Source organism: Bradyrhizobium sp. USDA 3240 (assembly GCF_054063295.1).
Window position 1 is genome coordinate 542,942 of the sequence record NZ_JBSSGD010000002.1, and the last position, 24,189, is coordinate 567,130.

The 24,189-nt window shown below is 62.4% G+C and carries 26 protein-coding genes and 1 riboswitch; of the genes, 9 read left to right on the forward strand and 17 right to left on the reverse strand.

Annotated features, from left to right (window positions below):
- Positions 1 to 27 precede the first annotated feature (27 nt).
- From ACVIGA_RS03160 to ACVIGA_RS03175, 4 genes are all read right to left on the reverse strand, one after another.
- Positions 28 to 4,605: a hypothetical protein gene (locus tag ACVIGA_RS03160; protein ID WP_456665266.1), complete on the reverse strand. Its 4,578-nt coding sequence runs from the start codon at positions 4,603 to 4,605 to the stop codon at positions 28 to 30.
- A gap of 535 nt (positions 4,606 to 5,140) precedes the next feature.
- The gene (locus ACVIGA_RS03165; protein ID WP_456665267.1) at positions 5,141 to 5,782 is read right to left on the reverse strand and encodes a tyrosine-type recombinase/integrase; all 642 of its coding nucleotides are present in this window, start codon (positions 5,780 to 5,782) and stop codon (positions 5,141 to 5,143) included.
- Positions 5,783 to 5,888: 106 nt separating this feature from the next.
- Positions 5,889 to 6,620 (reverse strand): DUF6946 family protein, encoded by a 732-nt coding sequence (locus ACVIGA_RS03170; RefSeq protein WP_456665268.1) that lies wholly within the window; start codon positions 6,618 to 6,620, stop codon positions 5,889 to 5,891.
- A gap of 698 nt (positions 6,621 to 7,318) precedes the next feature.
- A complete protein-coding gene (locus tag ACVIGA_RS03175) occupies positions 7,319 to 7,447 on the reverse strand; it encodes a hypothetical protein (RefSeq protein ID WP_263009970.1) in 129 nt (42 codons plus the stop codon).
- 318 nt (positions 7,448 to 7,765) lie between these two features.
- On the opposite strand from ACVIGA_RS03175, the gene ACVIGA_RS03180 reads away from it, so the two are divergent.
- Together ACVIGA_RS03180 and ACVIGA_RS03185 are read left to right on the forward strand one after the other, a co-directional pair.
- Complete coding sequence (locus ACVIGA_RS03180) at positions 7,766 to 7,951, forward strand: hypothetical protein (protein WP_456665269.1); 186 nt, start codon at positions 7,766 to 7,768, stop codon at positions 7,949 to 7,951.
- Positions 7,952 to 8,297: 346 nt separating this feature from the next.
- Positions 8,298 to 8,486: a hypothetical protein gene (locus tag ACVIGA_RS03185; RefSeq protein WP_375775186.1), complete on the forward strand. Its 189-nt coding sequence runs from the start codon at positions 8,298 to 8,300 to the stop codon at positions 8,484 to 8,486.
- A gap of 237 nt (positions 8,487 to 8,723) precedes the next feature.
- Here the strand turns inward: ACVIGA_RS03185 and ACVIGA_RS03190 are convergent, their stop codons facing one another.
- On the reverse strand, positions 8,724 to 9,059 hold the full coding sequence (locus tag ACVIGA_RS03190; protein WP_456665270.1) for a VanZ family protein: 336 nt from the start codon (positions 9,057 to 9,059) through the stop codon (positions 8,724 to 8,726).
- 644 nt (positions 9,060 to 9,703) lie between these two features.
- On the opposite strand from ACVIGA_RS03190, the gene ACVIGA_RS03195 reads away from it, so the two are divergent.
- Both ACVIGA_RS03195 and ACVIGA_RS03200 read left to right on the forward strand, forming a co-directional pair.
- Positions 9,704 to 9,853: a hypothetical protein gene (locus ACVIGA_RS03195; RefSeq protein WP_223967418.1), complete on the forward strand. Its 150-nt coding sequence runs from the start codon at positions 9,704 to 9,706 to the stop codon at positions 9,851 to 9,853.
- 462 nt (positions 9,854 to 10,315) lie between these two features.
- Positions 10,316 to 11,053 (forward strand): sterol desaturase family protein, encoded by a 738-nt coding sequence (locus ACVIGA_RS03200; protein ID WP_456665271.1) that lies wholly within the window; start codon positions 10,316 to 10,318, stop codon positions 11,051 to 11,053.
- Here ACVIGA_RS03200 and ACVIGA_RS03205 read toward each other — a convergent pair.
- The gene (locus tag ACVIGA_RS03205) at positions 11,050 to 12,060 is read right to left on the reverse strand and encodes a helix-turn-helix domain-containing protein (protein ID WP_456665272.1); all 1,011 of its coding nucleotides are present in this window, start codon (positions 12,058 to 12,060) and stop codon (positions 11,050 to 11,052) included. The genes ACVIGA_RS03200 and ACVIGA_RS03205 overlap by 4 nt on opposite strands.
- A gap of 154 nt (positions 12,061 to 12,214) precedes the next feature.
- Between ACVIGA_RS03205 and ACVIGA_RS03210 the strand changes: the two genes are divergently transcribed.
- A complete protein-coding gene (locus ACVIGA_RS03210; protein WP_456665273.1) occupies positions 12,215 to 13,360 on the forward strand; it encodes an alkane 1-monooxygenase in 1,146 nt (381 codons plus the stop codon).
- A gap of 63 nt (positions 13,361 to 13,423) precedes the next feature.
- Here ACVIGA_RS03210 and ACVIGA_RS03215 read toward each other — a convergent pair whose 3' ends face one another.
- Positions 13,424 to 14,542 carry an L-dopachrome tautomerase-related protein gene (locus ACVIGA_RS03215; RefSeq protein WP_456665274.1) on the reverse strand — a complete coding sequence of 373 codons (1,119 nt, stop codon included), beginning with the start codon at positions 14,540 to 14,542 and terminating at the stop codon, positions 13,424 to 13,426.
- Positions 14,543 to 14,686: 144 nt separating this feature from the next.
- On the opposite strand from ACVIGA_RS03215, the gene ACVIGA_RS03220 reads away from it, so the two are divergent.
- A complete protein-coding gene (locus ACVIGA_RS03220; protein WP_375775192.1) occupies positions 14,687 to 15,079 on the forward strand; it encodes a winged helix-turn-helix transcriptional regulator in 393 nt (130 codons plus the stop codon).
- Positions 15,080 to 15,088: 9 nt separating this feature from the next.
- On the opposite strand, the gene ACVIGA_RS03225 is transcribed toward ACVIGA_RS03220, so the two are convergent.
- The 6 genes from ACVIGA_RS03225 to ACVIGA_RS03250 all read right to left on the reverse strand — a co-directional run bounded on the left by ACVIGA_RS03225 (position 15,089) and on the right by ACVIGA_RS03250 (position 19,072).
- Positions 15,089 to 15,865, reverse strand: a complete 777-nt coding sequence (locus tag ACVIGA_RS03225) for a hypothetical protein (protein WP_456665275.1) — start codon at positions 15,863 to 15,865, stop codon at positions 15,089 to 15,091.
- A gap of 151 nt (positions 15,866 to 16,016) precedes the next feature.
- On the reverse strand, positions 16,017 to 16,388 hold the full coding sequence (locus ACVIGA_RS03230) for a hypothetical protein (RefSeq protein WP_456665276.1): 372 nt from the start codon (positions 16,386 to 16,388) through the stop codon (positions 16,017 to 16,019).
- A 172-nt stretch (positions 16,389 to 16,560) separates the two neighbouring features.
- Positions 16,561 to 16,854 (reverse strand): hypothetical protein, encoded by a 294-nt coding sequence (locus ACVIGA_RS03235; RefSeq protein WP_456665277.1) that lies wholly within the window; start codon positions 16,852 to 16,854, stop codon positions 16,561 to 16,563.
- 202 nt (positions 16,855 to 17,056) lie between these two features.
- Complete coding sequence (locus tag ACVIGA_RS03240; protein ID WP_456665278.1) at positions 17,057 to 17,479, reverse strand: zinc-ribbon domain containing protein; 423 nt, start codon at positions 17,477 to 17,479, stop codon at positions 17,057 to 17,059.
- A gap of 150 nt (positions 17,480 to 17,629) precedes the next feature.
- The gene (locus ACVIGA_RS03245; protein ID WP_456665279.1) at positions 17,630 to 18,082 is read right to left on the reverse strand and encodes a MaoC/PaaZ C-terminal domain-containing protein; all 453 of its coding nucleotides are present in this window, start codon (positions 18,080 to 18,082) and stop codon (positions 17,630 to 17,632) included.
- Between the two features lie 63 nt (positions 18,083 to 18,145).
- Positions 18,146 to 19,072: a bifunctional 5,10-methylenetetrahydrofolate dehydrogenase/5,10-methenyltetrahydrofolate cyclohydrolase gene (locus ACVIGA_RS03250; protein WP_456665280.1), complete on the reverse strand. Its 927-nt coding sequence runs from the start codon at positions 19,070 to 19,072 to the stop codon at positions 18,146 to 18,148.
- A 15-nt stretch (positions 19,073 to 19,087) separates the two neighbouring features.
- A riboswitch (ZMP/ZTP riboswitch) is annotated at positions 19,088 to 19,167 on the reverse strand.
- A 216-nt stretch (positions 19,168 to 19,383) separates the two neighbouring features.
- On the opposite strand from ACVIGA_RS03250, the gene ACVIGA_RS03255 reads away from it, so the two are divergent.
- Complete coding sequence (locus ACVIGA_RS03255) at positions 19,384 to 19,797, forward strand: hypothetical protein (protein ID WP_097675130.1); 414 nt, start codon at positions 19,384 to 19,386, stop codon at positions 19,795 to 19,797.
- Between the two features lie 121 nt (positions 19,798 to 19,918).
- Here ACVIGA_RS03255 and ACVIGA_RS03260 read toward each other — a convergent pair whose 3' ends face one another.
- Both ACVIGA_RS03260 and ACVIGA_RS03265 read right to left on the reverse strand, forming a co-directional pair.
- The gene (locus tag ACVIGA_RS03260; RefSeq protein ID WP_375775200.1) at positions 19,919 to 20,437 is read right to left on the reverse strand and encodes a hypothetical protein; all 519 of its coding nucleotides are present in this window, start codon (positions 20,435 to 20,437) and stop codon (positions 19,919 to 19,921) included.
- A gap of 217 nt (positions 20,438 to 20,654) precedes the next feature.
- Positions 20,655 to 21,008 carry a hypothetical protein gene (locus ACVIGA_RS03265; protein WP_456665281.1) on the reverse strand — a complete coding sequence of 118 codons (354 nt, stop codon included), beginning with the start codon at positions 21,006 to 21,008 and terminating at the stop codon, positions 20,655 to 20,657.
- 549 nt (positions 21,009 to 21,557) lie between these two features.
- Between ACVIGA_RS03265 and ACVIGA_RS03270 the strand changes: the two genes are divergently transcribed.
- Entirely contained in the window at positions 21,558 to 21,941 is a 384-nt protein-coding gene (locus tag ACVIGA_RS03270; protein ID WP_173642388.1) for a VOC family protein, read from the forward strand.
- A gap of 15 nt (positions 21,942 to 21,956) precedes the next feature.
- Here the strand turns inward: ACVIGA_RS03270 and ACVIGA_RS03275 are convergent, their stop codons facing one another.
- On the reverse strand, positions 21,957 to 22,388 hold the full coding sequence (locus ACVIGA_RS03275; RefSeq protein ID WP_375789532.1) for a hypothetical protein: 432 nt from the start codon (positions 22,386 to 22,388) through the stop codon (positions 21,957 to 21,959).
- Between the two features lie 238 nt (positions 22,389 to 22,626).
- On the opposite strand from ACVIGA_RS03275, the gene ACVIGA_RS03280 reads away from it, so the two are divergent.
- On the forward strand, positions 22,627 to 22,977 hold the full coding sequence (locus ACVIGA_RS03280; RefSeq protein ID WP_092114933.1) for a GrlR family regulatory protein: 351 nt from the start codon (positions 22,627 to 22,629) through the stop codon (positions 22,975 to 22,977).
- Between the two features lie 137 nt (positions 22,978 to 23,114).
- On the opposite strand, the gene ACVIGA_RS03285 is transcribed toward ACVIGA_RS03280, so the two are convergent.
- Entirely contained in the window at positions 23,115 to 24,047 is a 933-nt protein-coding gene (locus tag ACVIGA_RS03285) for an IS110 family RNA-guided transposase (RefSeq protein WP_375777642.1), read from the reverse strand.
- Positions 24,048 to 24,189 lie beyond the last annotated feature (142 nt).

A 24,189-nucleotide genomic window follows, 5' to 3' on the forward strand; every position in this document is an offset into this window, starting at 1 on the left:
CGCCGACGCTAATCCTGCAGCCGCGCTTCAGCCGCTTGTAAAAATCGAATCCGGAATGTCGCAGCCGAACAGTTTTGACTGCCGTGCGGATTGCCACTTCTTGACGCGCAGTTCAATGCCATCCCGGATGGTGGCAATGAAGCGTGAGAAGACATCTCCTGAAGCCCCGCAATCCCTCTCCCACAGGTCGAAGCGACCGTCGACAATCTTTGTGAGAAGCACTGCACACCGCCAAAATTCCTCAGGGGTCGCTGAGACTTTCATCTTGCCATACCAATACCGCGACCAACGGTTTCTCAAGTAAGCATTTGTCGCGGTCCGATGCGCATCGCCCACGAACCCTCGAAGTCCTTCGAAGCGCTGCAAGGTCTGACTTGCATGGTCATTATCGTCCGAATAGCCGCAGGCTAGCAGCGCCCTTGCCGTCTTCGCGGGCTCCCCGGCCGACATCCTGGTATCAACGTACCGCTTCACGTATTCCTGCGCCCCCACTTTGCTGGCAGCGAGGAGTTCGATCGCGATTTGAGAATCGTTTGCGGCTCCGTCGAGCCGAGCGAAGCACAGATCGCGCACCGCGGGGATCGACGCTCGGGTCCACGCAGCAAGTGCGTCCGCCGGAATCCTGGAAAGCCCAGTGCAGCGGTTTACAAGCGGCCTTTGTGCAGCGGTCCGCGCAAACAACTGCGCCGCACCTTCGGGATCAGTCGGCGCGATCGCCCTCGCAAGCCCGGTCGCAAAGGCGTGCATCGCACGGAACACGCTGTCGCCGACATTCAGCAGTGAGTTTTTCCAGCGCTCTGCAAGAGCTGGATCCGAAGCCACGATTGCATCGAAGCCTTCCCAGGAGAGATCGTCCAGCATGATGCGCGCGTTCGCGTGCGTGATGCGATCGACAAACCGGTCGAACGCCTGCCAATGGCGCTTCTGCCGTTGCTGGAACCCCTCCTCGCTTTCCCCGAGGATCTCGAACGTCTGCCGGATGCTGCCCGGCGGCTGATCTACCAGCGACAGCATCGGCGGCGCCTGCCCCTCCTCCACCGTCATCGGCTGCTCGACCAGCGGGAACTGCGGGACGTCGTTCAAATGGATTGCACGCTGGAAGGCAGCGTCGACCCTATCGGCCGCCACCTGCGCCGCCTCATCGTTCATCCGCGCGGCGAACCCGTAGAAATTGGTGCCCATGCGGTCGACTGCCTCGGCAGTATCGAGCATTTTCAGCTCGGCTGCCGCCAGCAGGCAGCGCGAACCATACCAAAGTTCATGGTATCCTTCTTTCGGATCGCAATCCGCCGCGTCCCATCCCGTGGCCAGAAATAGCTTCAATAGATCGGCGTCGCGTGTCTGCCCCGTGAGGGCCAATGCACTCGTGCGCACGCCACGGTCCTCGGACAAAAGCAGTGGTCCCAAGCGCGATTTCTCCGTGCTCGAGAGCGGCGTTTTGCTGAACTGTGCAAAATTTAGAACAATAGCAATTCTGTTGTCGTCGCCGGACGCGATCGCGCGGTCGAGAGCTGCATCCAACTCCGTCGCGCTGGCGGGCACGGTCGCCTCCAGAAGATCAACCAGCGCCCCGTGGCTTGCACCGGCCTCGAGAATCCGTAGTTGCTCGTCTCCAGTTATGTACGGGAAGGAAGCCCGGAGTGCGTATTGCTGCACGAGCCACTCGTCCCCGATGGCTTCCTTGTCGGAAAGGGACTCGGACGTCGGCGGTGTCGACCCGATAGAAACTAGTCGATTGACGATGTCAGTCTCAAGAATTGCGCTATCCCTCAGCAGCGCAAGCACAGCTTGCCGTAGCGGCATGAGCTCTGTGCGGGCGATTCCATCCCGAGCGAAGTTGCGACGCATTTCGATGGCGGCTGCGGGATCAAAGCGAGCGAGCGCCGGCAAGGACCTCGAGAAAATATGATCTTCCGCAGTCGTGCCGCGCCCGGTGTTGAGAACGGCGACATCGATGGTCTTGTTTGCGGCTACGATCGCGCCGATGTTGTCCGGTGTCTGCGCAGTCGGATCGCATGGATCGACCGGACTATACGTCGGATCTGTGGCGAACGAAAAGCGCGGCTGGTCGCGATTGAGAAGTTTAAAGATCGGATGGGCTTGAGCCGCGTCATCCGGATCACCGGTGGCATTCAACATGAATGCAGCCGCGCGCCTTGCCGTGTTCGATGCCTCCGCGGTCAGAAATGGCTTACAAGCAGCCCGGATCGCGTCACGTGTGCGAAGCCAATCCACGGCGTTGAAGCGCAATAGCTCGCGAAATTGCTTGTGGGGTCCGTCGATGTCGCGGTTCAGGGCATCGGCAAAAGCCCAGCCCGCAAGTGCGGGCACTGCGTTCTCAAGCGATCTTCCCGCCAGCAGTTCGATCGCGTAGCGGTGAAGCTGGGTCAAGCCTTCCCAGGACTGTTCCTTCAGTCTGCTCCTGACGAATTCGTGTTCCGGCGCAGACAAGGCCGAGCGGCGATCCTCGAGCTGCTGTCGTAGCCGCGCCAGTTGTGTGGCTTCCGTCGCTGGATCCCGACCAGCGTTACGGAACATGCCGATCTCGGGCGCAAGAGAGTGGCGACATATCCACTCCTGCACCGAGCGCGAGATCTCGGAGGCATTCGCCTGGTCCGTCGCTGCGGCATGCAGCGCGACAATCAGCCATCGAGCATTCGGCAACCTCACCCGCGAAAAGGCGGCGTCATGGGTTGCCATCAGGAAGGGCGCGGGCGCGCGTTTTACCAACGCCTCGAATGCCGCATACAGGTCGTCTGTCAGATTTTGCAGACCGACGAGGTATTTGGCCAACGCCGCCTGGACCTCTGGTGGGCAGCCGTCTTGCAGGAAGGAGAGCTGCAGAGCGGAGAACACCACTGCGGAGGTCTCCGACAATGCGTTGATGGGCTCTGTCACCTCGGCCAGTCGCGCTCCGGGGTCTCGGCCTGTCCGGACCTCCTTGCGAAGGATGCTGGTCAACGCGAGGCCGAGTGCCAGGGGAAGTCCTTCCTTCCGGATGGCATACAGATCGGTTTCGCCGGCGACCGGCTCGAAAAAGCGGCCCCGTGAAACTGCGCCGAGGTCCTGTCCGAGCTTGAAGATGGTGAGATCGTCACGCTCCTGCCTGCTCAGCCGCTGCAAGATCTCTTCGGCGCGTGTCTGCAACATTCCAACGAATTCGCGCGCCGTCGTACCGCTCATGGCGTCGCGTTCATGCCGCAGGATATGCTCAAAAAGTAACCGTCCGACGGTCAGTTCATCGACACGCTCGATCTCGTTAGCGTCGAGCAACTCGATGGCGATGCCGAGGATCCGCGGATTTCGGAGGAAATCGAAGACGTCGGCAGCCAGAGCGTCCGATTTGATGCCCTTGGCGTCCAGAATCGCCTTGAGCTCGGACTCGGACCAGTCATCGACCAACACGCGTTCGATCGGAGAGGCCACCATCGAGCGGATTTGGGCATGATGCCAGTTGGTCGTCGTGACGATCAGCCGGCCGCCGATCTCTTCGAGAAACTTGGCCATCGCGTCAATCCAACGGGGCCAAGGAACGCCTTGCACTTGGTTGAGGCCGTCGACCCAGACCAGGAGCCTGACATGCACAGGCCCGGGGTTCGAGCGCCACCCTCTGAAACGTCGTGCCCAGCGTTTCCGCAGGTCGTCGGTCATGATCTCACGAGTCAGCGACGCCAGCTTGGTGATGAGCAGCTCTTCCATGTTCATCGCCTGGGGCATCGAGAGGTCGGCCGCCATGAAGGCCGCAAGCAACGGCGCGGGCTCGCTCGCGCACCATCCTTTGGCGACCAGCCATGATTTGCCCGTGCCCTCGTCGCCGAGCACGAGGACAACCCCTCGAGCCGGCGGACCGGAAACCGCGACCTGCACCTTCTGGACAAGCGTCGGCCGCTCGGCCCAAGGAAGTCCGGATTTGTCCAACGGTGCCAGCGGCTGGCCGAATAGTCCTCGCGCCTGTCGCCGATCCGAGAATGCCCTGGTGAGGGCCGATCGATTGGCTGCTTTCGCTAAGCCAAGCCCGACCGATCCGTCCCGCACCATAGACCGGAGGTTCGTCGACAAATCGGTAAACTGGCCGTCGGCTGCCACGGCATCGAGGTCGGCTCGGATGCCCGTCACAGCGGACGGATCCTGCGAATGATCGAGCACAAAACGCTCGACACGCGACGCGGCCATCGCCAGCAGCACGGCCAGTGTCGGCAGTGTTTCCGGCGGCCAGTCAAGGATCACGCAACCGATACCGAGCGCGGCAAGCGAGCCATGATACTTTTTCGCATGTTGCGAACTCACCGGACTGGTCGCGCACAGAATCCAGGTGTCGACTTGGCCTTTGTCGTCGTTAGCGAGGTCGACAATCTTGCTATTCACCGCATCTTGCCGGACGGCGTCCTCATAGAGCTTTGCCTCGAAATAGGTCGCCCCCTGGTCGAACGCCGAGTCACCATCCCGACCGCGCTGCGATCCGCTCGATGCCACGCGAAAAGGCTGGCCGCAAACCTCCGACAGGACAGCCGCCAGCAACCCCTCGAAGCCGTCCGAGCCGCTGTGCTTCAGGGTCCGCAGAGCGGTCTTTAATGCCGCAAGATGAGGTTCGGTTTTAGCGTCCATCGACTATCTAGATAGCCGGAATGGCAGCCGTCAGAAACGAAAATCTGGGCACCAACGCAAGCGCGCCGTCCGACGGGTCGTGGCGACTATGGCGCTCGGGTCTGCTCCCGGACGACCAAAGATCAGCCACGGCGCGATCCCGCGCCCGGCAACGTCCCCGACGCGTGATGGCAAACCCAAGTGAACCGGTGCATTCTCGGACGGTGCAGCGCAGGTTAAACGCAACACCGTAAGACCGTTCGTCGACCCGGTCTTCTGGCAAGAGCCGAACCGGAAAGGTTGCGAATCCAACGCCGTTTCCCGACCACTGCGAGAAGAACGGGGGCTACATCGCTTAAACTCGGCGCATGTGGAGCGATGCCCTGTTACAACCGTCACTGACAGAGCGCATTGAACGCGCACTAATCCTGCTCGCATATTTCATCGAGCTCGATGGTGACGTGCATCTGCCAATGTACGAGAAGTTCGAGGCCGAGCTCCGGGAGCTAAAGGCTCGCGAAGACACGCGCACGCGCGCGCGACGGCGGCTGTTGGCCTACACCGATGCAGGAGCCTTGAAAGCGATCCGCTGAAGATATTTGAGCTTCAGTTCGAGCGATGGACCCTTGCTGTATTTCGGCTTGTAGGTCTTGTGCCCCATCAAACTGTCAATGAGGCTGTCCGGTGCCTCGGCCGCAATCAGGCGGTCTTTGAAGCTATGCCGCAACGAGTAGACGGTATGGTCCTTCGACGGCCGCAGCCCGTGCTCGAACAAGTATTTATTGAGGGTAGCCGATAGGTTGGATGACTTGTCGCGATAGCGCGGAAAACCCTGAGGCCATTTCTCCATGGCAGCGAGCGCTACACCGACTAGGGGAATTTCACGTTGTGCATCGGTGGTCTTGAGCCGTCGTCCGTCAGGCAAGATCTTCACGTGAGGAATTGCGCCTTTCAGAACAATGGCCTCCTCTTGAAGGTTGACAACCTCAGACGGCCGCAGACCAGTGTCGGCGACGACATAAAACACCAAGCGAGCATCTTCGTTCAGTCCGTCGAGCGCTCCGCGTGCCAATAGACGTTTCTGAATGAACTCCGCTTCAAACGGCATCCGCGACCGCTCGACCTCACCTTTCAGCCGGAGGCCCTTGAAGATATCAGGGATGTTGAGGCGGCGACGTACGTTAATTTCCTTCAGCATACGGCTCAGCTGGCCGATATCCCCAAGGGCGGGGACTATGTCGCCGTTGCAATGGCGAAGTTAGCGGACCTCTGGCGAGGCTCGAGTGGCTAACTCGTTCCTGTTCTCAGTAAGCATCTACCCATTCAAGCCGAACGCGCTGACCTCCGAGTATGGGAGCCTCACCGACTACTTGTTGGAAACGACGGAAATCCACGTAATTTCTTTCGTGACCATCACTATCGGGGGCGGCAAACGACTGAACTATCATCCACGCGTGCGATATGCTGTTGGAACGCGCAGTAAGAGCGGTTGCCAAGGTCCTCTGCAGCAGTTGATACCTGACGTGCAGTAGGTCGTCGAACGCAACACCAAATGCCTGCGCATATCTCTCAATTGTTTTCTTTCGATGAGGCGGCGATCTCACATTCTTAGCGTTTCGCTCGATCCACACCGACACAAGGTCATCAAATGGTTCGATAACTTTAGCCTCAACGGCGAGAACACAATCAGGCGAGAACGCCATAACATCCGTCATCGCGGTACCGCGGCCCCATACCAGCGTCGGAAATTCAAAATGCGCCGAGTTTAGCTTGTCGCTTCCGACGAGCGCCGCAATCGAAGTTGGAACACGCCCAGCCGCTGCCACCCAACATTTCGCAGCCTCCGCCATGCTGAAACCATCCTGATACTGGTACTTCAGGTCATCTCGCAAATATTCGCGCAGGTCGGTCGCGCTAACTATCGGATTGCTCGTTCCCTGCCCGAAGAATAGCTTCGAGGACTGCATGCCCCGCCCCACCCTTAGTGTAAAACCGAAAACCTCGATGAGGTCGAACTGTCCCTCGAATTCGATCAAGAACCAGCTGTCCCTCGGACCGCCCCTTTGGTAGACTAACGTCGAATAAACTTCAATTAAATCAATTAGTTAAAGAATCAATTCGAATCTCTCCGAGCGCGCGAGCGTTTTCATCGATCGTCCAATGGTTTGGGACGAACCAATTTCGTTCTGGGTGATCGTATTCGTGTTACGAGCAAGCCCAACTCGCTGCGAGCAAAATCAGGACATTACCAACCGCCTCAAATCACTCCGCGCGACAAGGGCGCAACAGGGCGGATTGGCGTTTGTTCTGAAATGCGATGTGCGCAATGAGGAACGACCCCGACGCGGACGGCGCGTCGAGGTCGCCATTCTGTCAACTCCCGACCGGGTTGGGGGTGTAAGGGTCGGGAGCCGACAACCTACCTCCGATATCGCCGCTCGTTCCGCCCCCAAGCAACGCCATTAAGGGTTACTCCCGCCCGGCCTGCCGGAAAACGATATCCATTCGCCGCCTGTCGAGGGCTGGCCGAGCGGGCCGTTAGCAAATCAGCAAGCAGGTCGGCGCAGGCTTCTCAGAGGGACGGGACCGGTTTGGGGAACGTCTTACGGTCTCCGTTTCGGAGGAGCTGGCGTACAGGCCCTGGCGCCGGCTCCTCTTTCTTAAAATCAGTCTATGCACCGCAACAGTCACGGCGGCGAGGCAATCAACTTCGCGAAGGGCGTTTCGGGCTAGTTCAACTCGGCTGAAGGTTCCAGGTCGCCAGCCGCTGCTTGATCTGCTCGGCCTGCTCCTTCGTCAGTTTCTCAGCCAAACTGTAATCGTTCAATTGGGCCGCCCCCTTGCGTTGTCGATCGTAGACCATCCAGTCGGTGCTTCCTTTTCGAACGAGGAACCTTGGCTGTATCGATGCCGTGCAATTCATCGTGGACTCCGTCAGCAATATGAACGACCGCAATATCTTCTTAAATATAGCACTTGGTTTTCGATGCTTCTGTGAACCTGCACACACGTGGCCGAACGCCACATGTCGATATTTCGACCGATGCCCCCTACCCGAAACCGCTTGAGATCCCGCCCGAGGTTCGCCGCGCAGGTTCACTGCTGATACGCCGAGTCCGACCCGGTCAAGCGCAATAGGACATCTGCGGGGTCACCAAGAGGTGGGAAACATTTCGGCCATATGACCACTGCGAAAGCCGAAAAGTTTCGCGAAATCCGCACCACGCTCCTGCACAAGGACCAGCATCCGATCAACGTCGTGCGGCGCGTAGTCATCATCGTCGTCGAACCGGATTATTATCCCGCCTCGCGCAGCCCGGCATCGAGATTTCCGCTCGCTCCGATCGTCATCGGCGCCGGCTCGTGAAAACATCGAACCCGCGCATCACCGATTGCATCGAACATGGTTGCGCGGATCGCGGGCGATGCAGATCGCTCCGAGGTCACAGAAGTGTGTCGCGCTCGCAACGTCACGACAGTTCCCTATGTGGATAGGCGTGTTTGGACTTCACTGGGTAGCGCATTTGCCTTCTACTTATATCGGACCTTGGGCGGCGATTTTTTTGCCAAGACGTTCATTTGAAATCGGGGTCCAGGAGGCCGCTGTTCAGCGGCCGGCGGCCTCCTTCGTTATTTGAGATACATCGATTTGCAATGACATCTTCCGACGCCGAGCTGCGTCAATCGGACTGCCATTAAGTCGTGGGGACAAAATGATTGAAGAACGCAAACCTTACGTGGCATTTGGAGTAGACCCGGCCGGCGTCGCCCGCGCAACGTATGAACTTCGTTGCAATGACGACGAGGAGGCAAAGCGCCGAGCTGAGAGTTTTTTGGACGAGCACGAATTCGTCGAGTTGTGGATCGACTACAAGAGGATCGCTCGCCTGAAACGAAGCTAGGACGAGCGTAGACGCGGCATCAAACTCCGAACGAACGCCTCGTTTGAACTGCCATGCGTTGGACGGCGCAAGTGTATTTGCCCTGAGCAAATTGCTGACCGCCTGCGCAGGGCACTATGACAACGCCGCATGATCACGGAGGCCGTCAGCGTCTGACTGTCGTGCTCGCTTCAGCAAGGCGCCGTTTCTCGACCCTGGAGAAGCTGCTTGGCCGTTCGCGAAGTTCAACGGTTGAAGTCACCGGCCGGACTGGTTGCGCAGAACGAGCAGCAGTAGAAGCTGGCCCGCTCCGATCCCGGCGATGCCTCCTGCAACCTTGAAGAATGCGTCGGCCAGGTGGCCGTGCCGGTCAGGGGTTAGCAATTGCATTGCTTCGAGCGTGAACGCACTGAAAACGACTAAGAGCACGATCGGCATGGCGCGCCGGGGATAGCCGACCACAAAGGCCAATGCCATCACCGCGAATGCGGCGAAATGCTCGACGTGCGGATCATCAGCAAACGAGGGGCGGTCCCGGATCGGCGACAGTGTGGCAAACGCAATAAAGGCCAGCGTTAGCCAGCCAATGACCATTCCGAACGTCCTGATCCTTGATGCAGGCAAGCAACGATTTCCAAGTCGTGGTGCTTTAGATGCACCGTCGCTGAATTAGCCCATCGCGGGCGTCAGCGACAGGCGGGATCGCCGCAATACCGGGGTGGCCCACAAGGACTAATCCCGATGGTGCTTCCTGTAGACCCACCGTAAGTCGAAATTCCAACTTCGCGGTGCGCAGCAAGCGCTACGATGAACAACGAGGGGGCGGCACCTCACCTTGAAAGGCAGCGAGGCCGTTATGGAGCGCTTATACCTGGGCATCACCGTTACAAGCACATACGTCTTGGTCACGATTGCGCTGATGGTGGCTTTCATGCACTGACCGGCAGATAGGCTTGGCACGATTGGTCTGTCGCGAGCCACAACAGCTTTCACCGCTCACGCGCGACTGACGACGAAAGCCAAGGTCCCTATCTCTCTGGCTTGCCCATTCCCCGAAAGCCGATTGAGGTCCCGCCGGAGGTCGCCCGCAAGTTTGGTGCCGACATGCAGACTTACCACGCCGGGCAGGACGACATCCAACGAGATCGGATCACAGTTGGCACCCGACATATGCTGCTGCGGCACGTTGTCGGCACCAGGTTGCGGTTGAGCAAGGTCAGACCTTTTGAGTTGATGCGATGAAAACTGTCTGGATCTACACGGACGCAGCGAAAAAGGTCGGCGACGAGAACCATATCAAGGTCTTCGCAACGATCGAGGTCGCTGAAAAATGGCTAGAGGAAAACGACCCTGAGGGCATAGCATTTGAGTACGACGTCCTGGAGTGACAATGGCAAAGGACTTCTTGCTGTCATTGCAATTGCCGCATTGGCTCATGATCGCCGGAGCACTGTTAGCGGTCGTCGGCGGCATAGGACTCTTGATCCGCCGCAAGCAAGCTCATGCCGGCGTGGCTCGTGCGCGGTCGACCCGACCACAGGAATAGACCTGCATCTCCCCGACCGCGAAGATCTGCGGCGTTGGACCTGGCTGGTTTCCTGCCCCGCCCGGCGACCTGGAACCGGGCCGATTAACGCTCCCGCTTAACGCTTCTTGCGCTTGGGCTTTCCTTCCTATTGACGTTGTTGGGAGCCGAGGTGATAGGCTACCGCTATTTCAGGCGGCCATTTTGAATGCGCGATCTATTTGGACTGACTCAGCTTTTGCTGGCGGTTTTGATCTTCGTGCCTTTCGAGCGACTGTTCGCCGCGAGGCCTCAGAAGATTTTCAGACGTGGCCTGCTGACCGACATGGCCTTCCTGTTCATCAACGCCGGGCTGGTGCTGGCCGGTGTGATCGCCATCATGACGGCGGCCATTCTGGTCAATCAATCGATCCTGCCTGCGGCAGTGACGCAGACGATCGGCGATCTTCCGTATCTGGCTCAAGTGCCCCTTGTGATCCTGATCGCCGACCTCGGCGTCTACTGGACGCACCGCATCCTGCACGTCGTGCCCGCCATGTGGCAGATCCATTCCGTTCACCACGCTGTCGAGGAACTGGATTGGCTCGCTGCGATTCACCAGCACCCGCTCGACGTGATGTTCATGAAGGCCGGCGCGCTGTTTCCGCTTTACGCGCTCGGTTTCTCTACCGAAGCGATCGCGACCTATCTGCTCGTCTACTACTGGCAGGCCTGGCTGGTTCACGCCAATGTTCGCCTGAACTATGGACCGCTGCGCCACGTCCTGGTGTCGCCGGAATTTCATCACTGGCACCACAGCAGCGACACGGCAGCGAGAGACAAGAACTTCGCCGGGCTGTTCTCGTTCTACGACGTGCTGTTCGGGAGCGCCTACCTTCCGAAGGGGCAGCATCCGAACGCGTTTGGCGTCGATCATCCAATGCCCTCCAGCTACCTGGCGCTCCTGGCCTACCCGTTTGTCGCATGGACCGCGAAGCGCAAGCGCGACGATCCGCCAGCCACCCAACCTCTGTCGAACGGTGGAAAGCCTGCACAGCCGCGCCAAAGCGCGCCGCTGAGCTAGCTGCGCAAGCTCTTCTCGCCGAACCAGCGCCTGCAGGCGCGGCTGAAGCTCGTCGCGTCGGTGTAGCCGAGCGCGGCCGCCATCTCGTCGCGCGACTGTGAATCGGCCGCGAGCATTGTCCGCGCGCGCTCCCGCAGCACGCCGTCGAGCAGCGGCCGGAAGGCGCAGCCCGCCTCCGCCAGCCGCCGCACCAGCGTCCGCCGCGAGGTGCCGACGAGGCGCGCGGCTTCCTCCTCGCCGAGGCGCTGCGGCAGCCGCGCCGCAATCAGGCTCTCGACGATCCGCGCCAGCGCCGCGGTGTCGGAGCGCGGCTTCTCGATTTCCTCGAGCGCTTCGATCGCCTTGGCGTGCAATTCCGGATCGGCAAACGGCGAAGGCCGCGCGCATAGCTGCTTCGGCACATCGAAGATGAAGGCGGCGGCGTTGAACTTCACCGCGCAGGAATAATGCTGCATCAGCCGCTCCGCGCCCGCGGGCGGCGGCCAGGGAAACTGCAAGGTCGCCTGGTCGATCGCATCCTCGAGCAGCTGCGCATAGACCGCGTGCACGTTGAGGCTGACCGCCAGCGCCACGGCGCGCCACAGCGCGCCATCCATGGCGACCGCGGGAGAGATTTCAATCTGGATCGAGCGCGGCGTTGTGCACAGCCGATTGCGGATGAAAGGCGCGCGGGTCGACCCGAAGCGCGCGCCGGTGTTGAGCGCATCCGCAATGGTCGGCGCCGTCCTGGTCGCGACGTCGAGCGCGCCTTGCAGCGATGTCGACCAGACCGCCGCGGCCGACAGCGGCCACAGCTCGCCATGCCGGCGGGTGATGTTGGCGGCGAGGATCACCAGCGACGACACCGGCATGTGAGCGCCGGGCTGGTCGAGCACGTCCTGCTGGATTGCGATGCCCTGCAGCAGCTCGTCGCGCTCGCCGCGCGTCTTGCCAAACGCCCGCACCAGCGCCCGCGCATAGCTCACGGACACCGGGGTGCGAAGGGCATCGGCCTCCGATCCCTGCATTGCCTTGGCGCCCTCCCTCGCGAACGTCCAGCCGCTTGGCGCAAAATGCCACAAAATTGGCCTATTGGGAACTGGCGGCGCAGGCCCGCCTCGCGGCATCCTCAGGGAAACAACGGCGAACGCCGCCTCGACAAGAGATGCTGGAGGGAATGCGATGATATTCACAGGCACCAATGCCACGGGCGAAACCATCACCTACCAGGACGGCAAGCGCTATCTGTGGATGCTCTCGTTCATCCCGCCGCTGATCCCGCTGTTGTCCTACTGGTGGTTTCTGCAGACGCACAATCCGCTGGTGACACTGATTCCGTTCGTCTTCATCTTCATCCTGATCCCGCTGCTCGATGTCCTGTTCGGCGAAGACACCCACAATCCGCCGGCAGAAGTGGTCGCGGCGATGGAGGCCGATCCCTATTACCTGCGGCTGGCGCGCATCACCGTGGTGTTTCCCTGGATCAACTACGTCGCCCTGATCGCTTTCTTCGGCACGCAGGAGCTGCCGTGGTGGTCCTATGTCGCGTTGCTGCTTGGCGTCGGCACCATCAATGGCGGCGCGCTGTTGATCGGGCACGAGCTCGGCCACAAGGCTGACCGGCTCAACATCTTGTTCGGCATGCTCGCCAACTGCGCGGTGGGTTACGCCCATTTCCGCGTCGAGCATAATCGCGGCCATCACACCTGGGTCGCGACCCCCGAGGATCCCGCCAGCGCGCGGTTCGGTGAATCGATCTATACGTTTGCCACCCGCGAGCTGCCGGGCGCCTTCAAGCGCGGCTGGCGCAATGAGGCCGAGCGGCTGACCCGGCGCGGCGAGCCGGTCTGGTCGGTCAACAACGAGATCCTGCAGGGCTTTGCGCTGACGCTCGTCGTCGCGGCCATTCTGATCGCACTGTTCGGCTGGAAGGTCGCGCCGTTCATCGTCGCGCACCATTTCCTCGGCTGGTACGCGCTGACCCAGGCCAATTATGTCGAGCACTACGGATTGCTGCGCGAGAAGCTGCCGAACGGCCGCTACCAGGCGGTCGAGCCGCGCCACTCCTGGAACACCAACCACATCGTTTCGAACCTGATGACGTTCCACCTGCAACGTCATTCCGATCACCACGCCAACCCGATGCGCCCCTACCAGTCGCTGCGCGATTTCGACGACATCCCGCGGCTGCCCAACGGCTACACCGGCATGTTCGGCCTTGCCGCAATCCCGCCGCTCTGGTTCCGCGTGATGGACCCGAAGACATTGGCGTGGGCCGGCGGCGACAAGAGCAAGCTCAATCTGGGCGACCGGCCGGCGAACGCGTGATAGCAGGTGTCGCCCGGCCTGCGAGCAGGTCGGGCGATCGTCGTCAATACGCGCGATGCGCGGTCATCGCGAGACGTAGCCTGCCGCGAGCGGCTTGAAGCGATAGATCAGATACGGGGCCTTGTTCTCGCCCTTGCCGCCGTGGAACATCCCGGCCGCAGAGATCTGCGACGCCGATACGTACATGTAGCCGTCCGCCGACGCCGTGATCCCGTCAGGCCAGACCATCTCCGCATCGCTCAAATAGGTGCGATATTTGCGATCGGTTCCGACGACGCCCACCGACTTGCTCTCGACCGCGGTGAGATAGAGATTGCCGGCATAGTCGATCGAGAGCCCGCCATTGTTCGGCTTGTCTGAATAGCGCTCGACCTTGGCGCTGAGCTCGGCTGGTGTCAGCTTCTCGTCATTCAAGTCGGCCACGCGCACGCGGTAGATCGAGCGGCCGCTGAGCGGCGCGAAATAGACCCATTCCGACCTCACATCCATGGTGATGCCATCGCAGCCGACCTTGATGATGGACGGCTTGCCGTCCTTGCCCGACACGGTGAGATCCTTGCCGTCCACCGTGATCGGCAGGTCTTCGGGAATCGTGGAGCGGTCGCCGTCAAGCACGCGCCTGGCGCGTCCGGTATCCATATCGATGACAATGATCGCCGCATGCGATCCGTCACCGCCCGGACCGATATTCTCGTCGGCGATATAGAACTTGCGATGCTTCTGGTCGATCACGATGTCCTGCGGCTGCGAGCCCGGCCGCGTGACCGGATCGGGCATGTAGTAGATGCGCTCGAGCTTGTCGCTGCGCGTATTCCATCCGACCAGCTTGGGCGTGATGTTGGTGCGGAATCCCATGTCGATGATCCACACCACGCCATTCTCGTCCGACCGAAGCCCGAGCACATTGTCGAGATACTGGTCGGTGCCTTTCCGCGGCGTATTCCACTCCGCGCTTGGAAATGGCTGTGATGTCGTCGGCGACGTCAGCTTGGCGACCCTGATCTCGGGACTGAAGAACGGGTGATGGCTGAAGATGAGCTGGTTATCCGGCGTGATGGCGATGTTGCCGACCGACTCCGGCAACCGCGCCACGATCTCGGCACGGACCGCCTCATCCGCACGCGCACTCGATAGCAATACGCTCGCCGTCATCGCGGCGATCAACAAAATCCCTCGCTTCACGCGGGTCCCCTCCCTGTTATCGTTGATATGTCCTGCGCGCCGGACCCGCTTGGCAAGGTTCGGCTTTGCGGGGTCGACGTTGCGCGCTAATTTGGGCGCTGACAATTACGCACAGGAATGTCCGGTAGTATCAGGGAGTGAACCATGAAAGAGCTTGATGCGAAGAGCTATGACTGTGCGGTCGGCTGCCCGGTCGAGGCGACGCTCGACCTGATCGACGGCAAGTGGAAGGCCGTGATCCTCTATCATTTGCTCGGCGACACCATTCGCTTCAACGAACTCGGGCGGCGGCTGTCGCGGATTTCGCAACGCATGCTGACGCGACAGCTTCGCGAGCTCGAAACCGCAGATCTGATCCACCGCGAGATCTATCCGGAGGTGCCGCTGCGCGTCGAATATTCGCTGACGCCGCTCGGGCGCTCGCTCGAGCCGGTCATCCGGTCGCTGTGGGTCTGGGGCAATTCGTACCTGGAGACGCGCCGCCCCTCGCCGCGTGCAGTCAACGGTGCGTCTGCTTCGGCGCCGCGCGCCAGTTAGGGCAACAGCTCAGGCTTGCCGCCGCTTCATTGCGCCGATGCCGAGGAACGATCCGTTGACGGACGGATACTGGCTGATGAATTCGAACGCATCGAAGCCAGGTGCCTCGAATTCCTTCAGCGCCTTCCAGAGCAACGTCGTATCCGGACAGGCCTGGGAGTGGATGTCGTGATGCACGATGATGCTGGCGTGAGAGCGCACCAGCAGGTGATCCTGCAGCGCACCGCGCAGGCTGTGATCGCCGTCGATGAAAACGAAGTCGGGCCTCAGCCGATCGACATGGGCGGCGACCAGCGGTGAGGTTGAAAAGTCCTGTATGTAGACCGGCTCGATGGATGCCTGCTCCTGCAGCAGATCGAAATAGGTCGAGATGAAGGGCGTCGGCGCGATCGGATCGAGTGCGATCACGGTCTTGAGATCGGCGCCGCTGTGCCTCAGCCACTCCGCAACCAGGATGAACATGCCGCCCCAGCGGCAGCCGATTTCCATGTAGGAGGAAATGCCGGACGCGTTGCGCGCAAGCCAGGCCAGATACGGCGCGAGCTGGCTCGGATACTGCCAGAGGTGGAGGCCCCTGCCGAAATACGGCGCAAGCTCCGGCGGCTGCTCACGCAGAAGCTCATCGTTGAGGCCAAGCGCAGGGATGAATTCCCTTTCGAGGAATTCCACGTCCAGCCGCTGAGCCGGGGTCAATGCCGCGATGGTGCCGATCGTCTCACGAACGAACGGCGCAAGATCGGCGAAACGCTGGTACCGGTCGGCTGGAGCAAACTGGGCGTTGAGCATCGGCGCAATCACACGGACGGCTGGAGGGACACGCGGAGACTCCGGTCGTCGCGCCTCCAATGATTGAACGGATGGGACATCCGTCTCGGGCGCAGAATCTTGCAGCCGGCCTCAAATAGTCCGGCCGGCACGAACCGTTGCTGCGCTGCCCTCACCCGCTCGGGATCTTCCGGCGCACGGCCTCCACGCCGGCATCGGTGACGCGATATTTCCGCCCCATCTCCGGCAGGATCCAGCCTTTCTCGATCATTCCGGCAATGGTGCTCGGGCCGACACCCGCGGGAAACGGCCGGCGATGTCGGATCGCGTCGATCGCGACCCGCTCCAGATGGGTGGCGACATGCGAGGGGCGCGCGCGAAACGCCTTGGCCATAATGAGGACCGACAGCACCTCGGCGCGCCGGCGCACGGCCGATGCGCTGCGGGTCAGTTCGTTGCTGATCTCGAGAGCGTTCTTGCCGGCCCTGGCGAGTTCTCTGAGCCTCTCGTCCTCGTCAGAGCTCCAGCGCCGCACGATCCCCATCTGGCCCTCACCGCCTGGATACCCATCTCGAACCGATGCATACGCAGGCGGCGCTGATTTGCCATGTGACTTTCGACACCTCTTGATGTGACGTTGGAGACTGTCGCCATCAAGAAGGCCGATTGCGGTGCCGCTCGATGCGGCACTCAGAGCATGATCCGATTGAATCGCTTTAGTGCTTGCTGGGTTCAAGCGTGATGAGCACGCCGGTCGGTTCGGGCTCGTGCGGCCGCAGCGACGTCAGCTCCGGATCGCTCCACTCGGCAAGGCTAACCACCTCACCGGTCTGCCCCGACATGTCGGCGCTCTGGGCGGGTTCGAGTACCTTGAGCCCGGTGGTGTCGACGAAGAATGTGTGCTCGCCGAACACGCTGTTCAGCTGCGCCACCGCCGGATGATCATCCGGAAGCACCTGCGCGTTCAGTTGCGTCATGGTCTGCTTGACTTGCGTGGAATTGAGCTTCATCCGCTGTTCCTTCTTTGTTGGTTCCGGCCTTGGATGTTTCCCTGGCTGGTTCCTCCCCGCCCGCACCCCTCGCCGGGGGCTTCGAAGTCTCGAACCGATCAGGCCACGAAACGTTCCGAGCGCGCGACGCATTGACCGCCTGCGCGCGGGTTCCAGATCCATCGCTGTGTGCAGTGTGGCCGACGCGAGGCGCAACGGCTCGCTACGTGGCAGAAGGCTTCTTCCTGGCGAGCCCTTCGAGATGCACGCGGCGCGCGGCGGATTTGCGTGCGCGCGCCCTGGTGCGGCATGCCCTGCAGCGCACGGCCTTGGTGAACACGTCGCCCTTGGCAGTCTCGTACCACCATTTCTGCTGCAACGGCGTCCAGACCTCGGCAACGCCGCAATCCTTGCAGACGAACGGCTCGGGCCGATAGGTTCCGCGTTCGACGAAATCAGGAATCGAATAGCTGTTCGTGGGTGCGAGCTGGCTCGTGACCACCGGAACCTCGTCGCGCGCCAGCGCGATCTTGTAGTCGCGCAGGCGCAGCCGTTCGGCGGCGCGTTGTGCCAGCGTGCGACGCCATTCCTCAGCCTTGTGCTGCTTGGCTTCGATCTCGCTGCGCGTCTGCTTGCTGCGCTTCACGCCCACACCATCCGTCTTGCACCGTATCGACGAATTTGCCGCCCGGCGGTCCGGCCATATCAGGACGACGTCATTGATACGCCCAGTTCGGGGCAGGCTTGCCATGGTAGCCGCAGCATTGCCGGGCGGCCAGATCGATCCGGGCAGAGGTTATGTCCGCTGCTGCTCCGCCGGCCGCATGTGGATCAGCGCATCGAGAACCAGGACAAGGACGGGGCGCTGCTCGTCGTTGACGAGCTCGGTCTTGAAGATCACGACGGCGTCGCGCCGTTCCGGTCTGACGGTGATTTTCTGGATCTGGGATTGCCCGGTGAGCGTGGCGCCCGGGCGGACAGGGCTCGGCAGACGGATCTCGAAGCTCCGCCCGACGATGCCCGCCACCTTGGTCCAGATCGCCTCCACGACGAGCCGTTGATAGATCGCGATGGTGTTGAAGCCGCTTGCGATCAGTCCGCCGAACGGGCCCGCCGCAGCCGCGACGGGATCGGTATGGATCGGCACCGGATCATATTTGCCGGCGAACTCCAGGATCTCGGCTTCGCCGATGGTGTAGGTGCCGAGCTGGAATGTCTGGCCCTCGGTGAGATCTTCCGCATACAGCATCGCCCGCCTCCGTGTGTCGCGCGACGATAGACCAATGCTGCGGGCGTTCCATTACCTCTGGGGTCACATCCAGGCACGAGACGCGCGCGGAGCCCGCCGCTCGCGCCTCGCAGCAGGCATCCCCCGCTGTTGCAGCCGGGCCGCCCGCGCCTTGGCGGCCTTCACGGTGTTCTCCATCAGGCAGGCGATCGTCATCGGGCCGACGCCGCGTGGCACCGGCGTGATCGCGCCGGCGACCTGCACCGCCTCGTCGAAGAAGACGTCGCCGCACACCGCGTAGCCGCCCTCCGGCTTCTCGACGCGCGTGGTGCCGACGTCGATGACGATGGCCTGCGGCTTGATCCAGTCGCCGCGCACGAGGGCAGCCTTCCCCACCGCGCTGACCAGGATATCGGCCTGACGGCAGATCTTGCTGATGCCGAGGGTGTGGATATGGGTCTGCGTCACGGTCGCCTGCTCCTGCAGCAACAGCGCGGCCATCGGCTTGCCCACGATATTGGAGCTGCCGATCACCACGGCATGAGCGCCGGTGAGATCCGGCCGGATCGACTTGATCAGCCTGAGGCAGCCGAGCGGCGTGCACGGCACCAAGGCATCGTCGCCGTGAAACAGCCGGCCTGCGTTCAGCGCATGCAGGCCGTCGACATCCTTCGCGGGATCGACCGCCGCCATCACGCGCAAGGCGTCGATATGCGCCGGCAGCGGCAGCTGGATCAGGATGCCGTCGATATCGTCACGCGCGTTGAGCGCATCGATCCTGGCCAGCAGATCGGCCTCGCTGGCGTCATCCGGCAGGCGTTCGACCTCGCCGCGCAGGCCAAGCCGCCCGGCCATCCTGACCTTGCTCTGCACGTAGATCTGGCTCGCCGGGTCATCGCCCACCAGCACGACCGTGAGCCCGGGGGCGCGGGGCAGCCGGTCCAGTTCGTTCGCAACCTTGTCGATGACAATTTGGGCATGTGCATGCCCGTCAAGAATGTTCGCCGTCATGGCACCTCCGTTTCGAAGCGGTGCCCAGGCGCGCGGCGTTCAGTCTCTGCGCTCCCCGATGGTGGTCCATCCAAGCGCCAGTCGCGCAGATCGCGCCGTCATAGCCGCCCGGCCCGGCAAACGCAAATCACGCTCCCTTGCGGCCGAACCGGCGACGAATTGCCCCTGCTTTGCCGGTGGATCGGTGCCGGGCAGGCCCCCTCCGGGGGTAGGATTCGGGCAGAACTTGCGATAAGCCTCGGCGCTTGCCGGGCTTTTCCGATCCCCGGCGCCATCCTTCCGGTCATCACGCCACTTCGGATATTTTCATCATGAGACATATCATCCTCGCGCTGGCGCTCCTCTGCCCGGCCGCCGCGCTTGCCCAAGGCACCGCTCCAGCCACCACGCCACCCCCCGCCGCCGACAAGCCGGCGGCGGCCCCGCAGCCGATGGTCGGCGACAAGCCGCTGGTCCAGGTCGGCAAGAAATCGGCAGCCAAGAAGGGCGAAAAGGCTGCACCGGGCAAGCCGCAATCGGTCGCGCAGAAGCTCCAGGCCTGCCAGGACATCGACGACGCCACCAAGGAGCGGCTGATGTGCTACGACGAGATCTTCAAGCCGCAGCCCAAGCCAAAAGCCGCCCCTGCCAAGGGCGTTGCCGATTGTCGGTTCGTCAAGGAAGAGGACGAGCGGCTGACCTGCTACAACGGCTTCGCCGACAAGATTCCGCGCCTGCCGCGCTAACCGGTTCCGGCCACCCGGCCGCCTACCCGCAACCGGTTACCCGCCTGATCTCGCGGACATGAAAATGCCGCCGCAAGTGTTTGCGGCGGCCTATCGATTGCCGGTTGCGGCGTGTCCTTGTCTACCAGGTGCCGAAGCCGCCGAAGAAGCCCATCCGCGGCTGCTGCTGCGCGACACGGTAAGGCTGATACATGCCGGGCTGGGCCAGCCGCATCGGCTGCTGGGAATGCGTATGGCTGCGCGCAATCTTGTGCTTCTTCGGCGCCTGCACCGGCTGCTCGGCCGGCTTCGCCTCGGCCACCACGGTGCCTTTCTGTGCGTCAGCCTTCTCCGGCGGAATGAACTGGGCGAACGTGTTGCGGACGCGGGCCTGCGCCGATGCGTCGCTGGCAGCCGGCGGGGCCGCTGCGGCAACCGCGTTCACCTGCGACGGAACGAGGGTCGGCAGGTTGGTGTCGTACACCACCCGCTCCGGCAGTTTCTGGGTCGACTTGATGCGTACCATGGTCTTGCTGTCGACGCCGGGCGACGACAGGCCCTGGCTGGCGACCACGGCCTCCTGCGGTACAAAGGCATTGACGACGAACAGCAGCGCAAGCAGCACGCCACCAACGAACAGGAAATAACGCGCCACAGGCATTTTAGGTGCTCCCCCCGCGCTACGGGCGCGGTTCAACTCGACGCGACGACACCAGCCATCGCGCAACGAATTCATCGTCCGCGCATGATCACCCGGACAGACGCCATCCTGCGCTTCCGGGTCGTTCTCTAACGGTCGGCTTATTAGTTAGTTCCTGCCTGGCCGTTACGGTTCACCCGGCAAGTCAATTCCCGGTCACTTTTTCGGGATGCAGGGACTAAGCCCGACTGGCGGTCACGACGGTGCATTTCGCCTTGTTTGCGTTAACGTTTACGAACCCGATCAGCATTCGCGGATAGGTCTTGCGGCTCTTCATAGCGATGGTGTCCGGGATCAGCCGCTTGCGTTCCGTCACGGGGCTGCCGTCGCTGCGGATGAAGGCGCAGGCGATCTCGATATCCTTCACCGCGAAATCATTGGCATTGCGCACCGTCAGGGTGACCAGCACCTTCGAACCCAGCCCGCCGCGCCGCCAGGATTGCGAGGCGATCCGCAGCCGGTCCAGCGGCGATCTTTCGGTTCCGGGCTCGGACGCTTTGGCCGCCTCGGCTGGCTGCGCGGCGGTGGCCATGCCGACCGTGGCCGGTTCACCTGCCGGTGCGGCCGGCGCATCCCTAGCGGCTTGATTTGTGATTTGGGCAGGCTGCGCACCGGTCGATGCATCCCGCGCGGAGCGGATGACGGCGGAAGACGCCGGCCTGACATCCTGCTCTCCGGCATCACTCGGCTCAGGGAGCATGAACCAAGCCGCAATCCCGGCAACCGCGATCGCCGACAGCAGCAGGCTGACGCAAAGGCCGCCCTCACCGAGACGTCCGGCGGTAAGCCTTCGAAACGACGCCAAGCCGATCCGCATCGTCGTGCCCTCACCCTCGACGCCCGATCGAGCCGCCCAGCACAGAAGCCGCGGGCATCTCAGCATGCGGCATCCGGGACGGCCGCAGGTCGAGCGGCCACGCGAAACCAATCACCGACGGCCGGAATGGTTTCATTCCGGGACGACAATCTTGCGGCTGGCATCACGGAGGGATGGCATCCCAACGGGCCCCTCGCTAGATTTGCGCCGCCCGAGAGCGAGTGCCGCGCACGCAAGCGGCGCGAGAACAACGAGGAGATCGCAATGCCTGTCGTCACCTGGGACCACGTCCATCTGCGCAGTCCCGATCCCGAGGCAACCGCGACCTGGCTGCGCGACATTCTCGGCGGCGAGATCATCCGCGGCCCCGGCCGCATCGACGTCCAACTCGGCGGCGCCAAGGTGTTCATCGCGGAGGTGACGCAAGGCGACGGCGTCAACGCCCCGCCGGTGACGCCGTATCAGGGGCTCGATCATTTCGGGCTGACCGTGAAGGACATCGACGCGGTTGCGGCCGAGATCAAGGCCAAGGGCGTCGAGTTCACCAAGGAGCCGACCACGATCCGCCCCGGCGTGCGGATCTGCTTCATCCGCGGCCCGCAAGGCATCTCGATCGAACTGCTCGAGCGCGACCAGAAATACGCGTGAGCGACGACCGCTCCGCTACGTCATGCTGCCGGGCATGAAGCAGCGGATCGTCACGCCCATGTAGCTCTTGATCGGCCAGACCATGGCGCGGCCGACCCGGTTGGGCTCGGTGACCACAGCCTCGTCGGGAACATCGACCCAGGCTCCGTCGAGACGCACGCGGTAGTGCCCGTCCTTCGATTCCCAATCGACGTCGCTGACCGCGCTGCCGTCGGCATCCGAGCAGCATGGCCCTTTGCCGCTGCGCAGACCGTCGAACCATTCCTTGAGCGGCGAATTGGCGTAGCGGCCATCGGGATCGCGCGCCCGCGCGATTTGCACGGCGGCCGCCAGCACCAGCATCATCAGTCCGAGAGACACCATCACACGGCCCGCACGACGGGCCCAAGTTCCATTGGCATTGCGAGGGCGCGCCAAACGGCCGCCCGATTCAATCCAGTCTGACATGTGTTCGCTCCAGCACTCACCGGCCAGTGCAACCAGAGCTATGCATTTCGCGGGCCAGTTCGATTCGCGCGCACGGTCCGCTGTCATCGCGCCGTCACACCGACTGGCAGGAACCGAGGGTTCACGGTCACTCCGGACACCCCCGGAATCAACCTGCCGCATTGCACGAGGTTGCTCGCTTTGGCATAAAAAACCAATCCGGATTGCTGCGGGCGCGGCAGCCGGAAAATGGGACATTATGAAGAACGGGCTGTACTCAATCCACGTCACCCTGCTGGACGGACGCGTCGGCAAGGGCAGCGGAGTGATTCTCTTCCGCGACGGGCAAATTCTCGGCGGCGATGCCTATCTGTATTACACCGGCAGCTACACGGTGAAGGGTGATGCGTTCAAGGGCGAGGTCCTCGTGCAACGCCACACCACGCCGCGCGAGACCGACAACCCGCTGTTCGGCGGGCCGGCGCCGGTCGGCATCGGCGTCTCCGGCACCTTCACCGACACCCGCGGCACCATGAGTGGAACCGCGCTGGTCGGCAAGGCGAGCCTGATCTTCGGCGCGACGCTGCACAAGCTCGCGGATATCAATTAGCTCTTCGAGGCCCGCTGCTAGATCCGTCACCCTGAGGAGCGCGCCCTTGCGCGCGTCTCGAAGGGTCGACGGCTACCAGCCGGACCGTGCATCCTTCGAGACGCCGCTTCGCGGCTCCTCAGCGACTGTGTTCTTCGTCAAGCGGGTTGCCATGGTTTTTGGTCCCTGAGCATGGCGTTGAGGGTGGTGAGAACTTTGCGCGCAACGGCGATGAGGGCGACCATCTTGGGCTTACCAGCGGTCACCAGGCGCCGATAGAAGACCTTGAGCTGCGGATGGTATCGGCTGGCCGACAGAGCGGCCATGTAGAGCCCGGCGCGCAGCTTGGCTCTTCCGCCGCCGATCATGCTCTTGCCCTTCCAGCGGCCCGACTGGCGGGTGAACGGGGCAAGACCGGCGAGGCTCGCGATCTGGCGCCGATTGAGTGCGCCGAGCTCCGGCACCTCGGCAAGGAAGGTCCGCGCGAGGGTGTTGCTCACGCCAGGAAAGCTGACCAGCAGTTCCTCCTTGGCGCGCCAGACTGGCGAGCCGCGCACCAGCGTGTCGATGTCGTTGTCGATCTCCGGCAGCTCCTTCTCGAGGACCTTGATATGGCGGGCAAGGCTCTTGCGGACGCGGACATTCTCGGCCCGCTTCTCGCGCTGACGCTCGGCAACGATCATCTCGATGATCTGCCGTCGGCGACTGACCAGTTCAGCCAGCAGCCGGGCTTCCTGATCCGGCATGGCACGTGGCTCCGGCTTTACGGCCTCGACAAACCGCGCGATGACTGCCGCATCGATCGGGTCCGTCTTGGCACGCTGACCAACCGCCTGCGCGAAGTGCCGGATCTGGGCCGGATTGACCACCACCAGCGGCAGCTGAGCGCCCGCCAGCGCAGCAGCGACGATGGTCTCGAAGCCGCCGGTTGCCTCCACCGCAATCAGCGCTGGCGAGATCACCTGCAAGCGCGCAACGAGCTCTTCCAAGCCTTTGCCGTCACGCGCCACGGCAAAGGCTTCCCCGCTCGGACGCACATGCACGTCCAGCCGGTCCTTCGACACATCAATGCCAACGTAGATCGCGTCCATCTGCACCCCTCCTTGCGCAACCGGGCTCGCCAGGCGGCCCTCGCGACTGTTCGGGTTCAATGGAACAACGGACGGGCGCCGCGCTGAGGATCGGGCTTCAAAGCCCTGGGATGAAGCGGTCTCCCGTCCGCTACCGCACCGG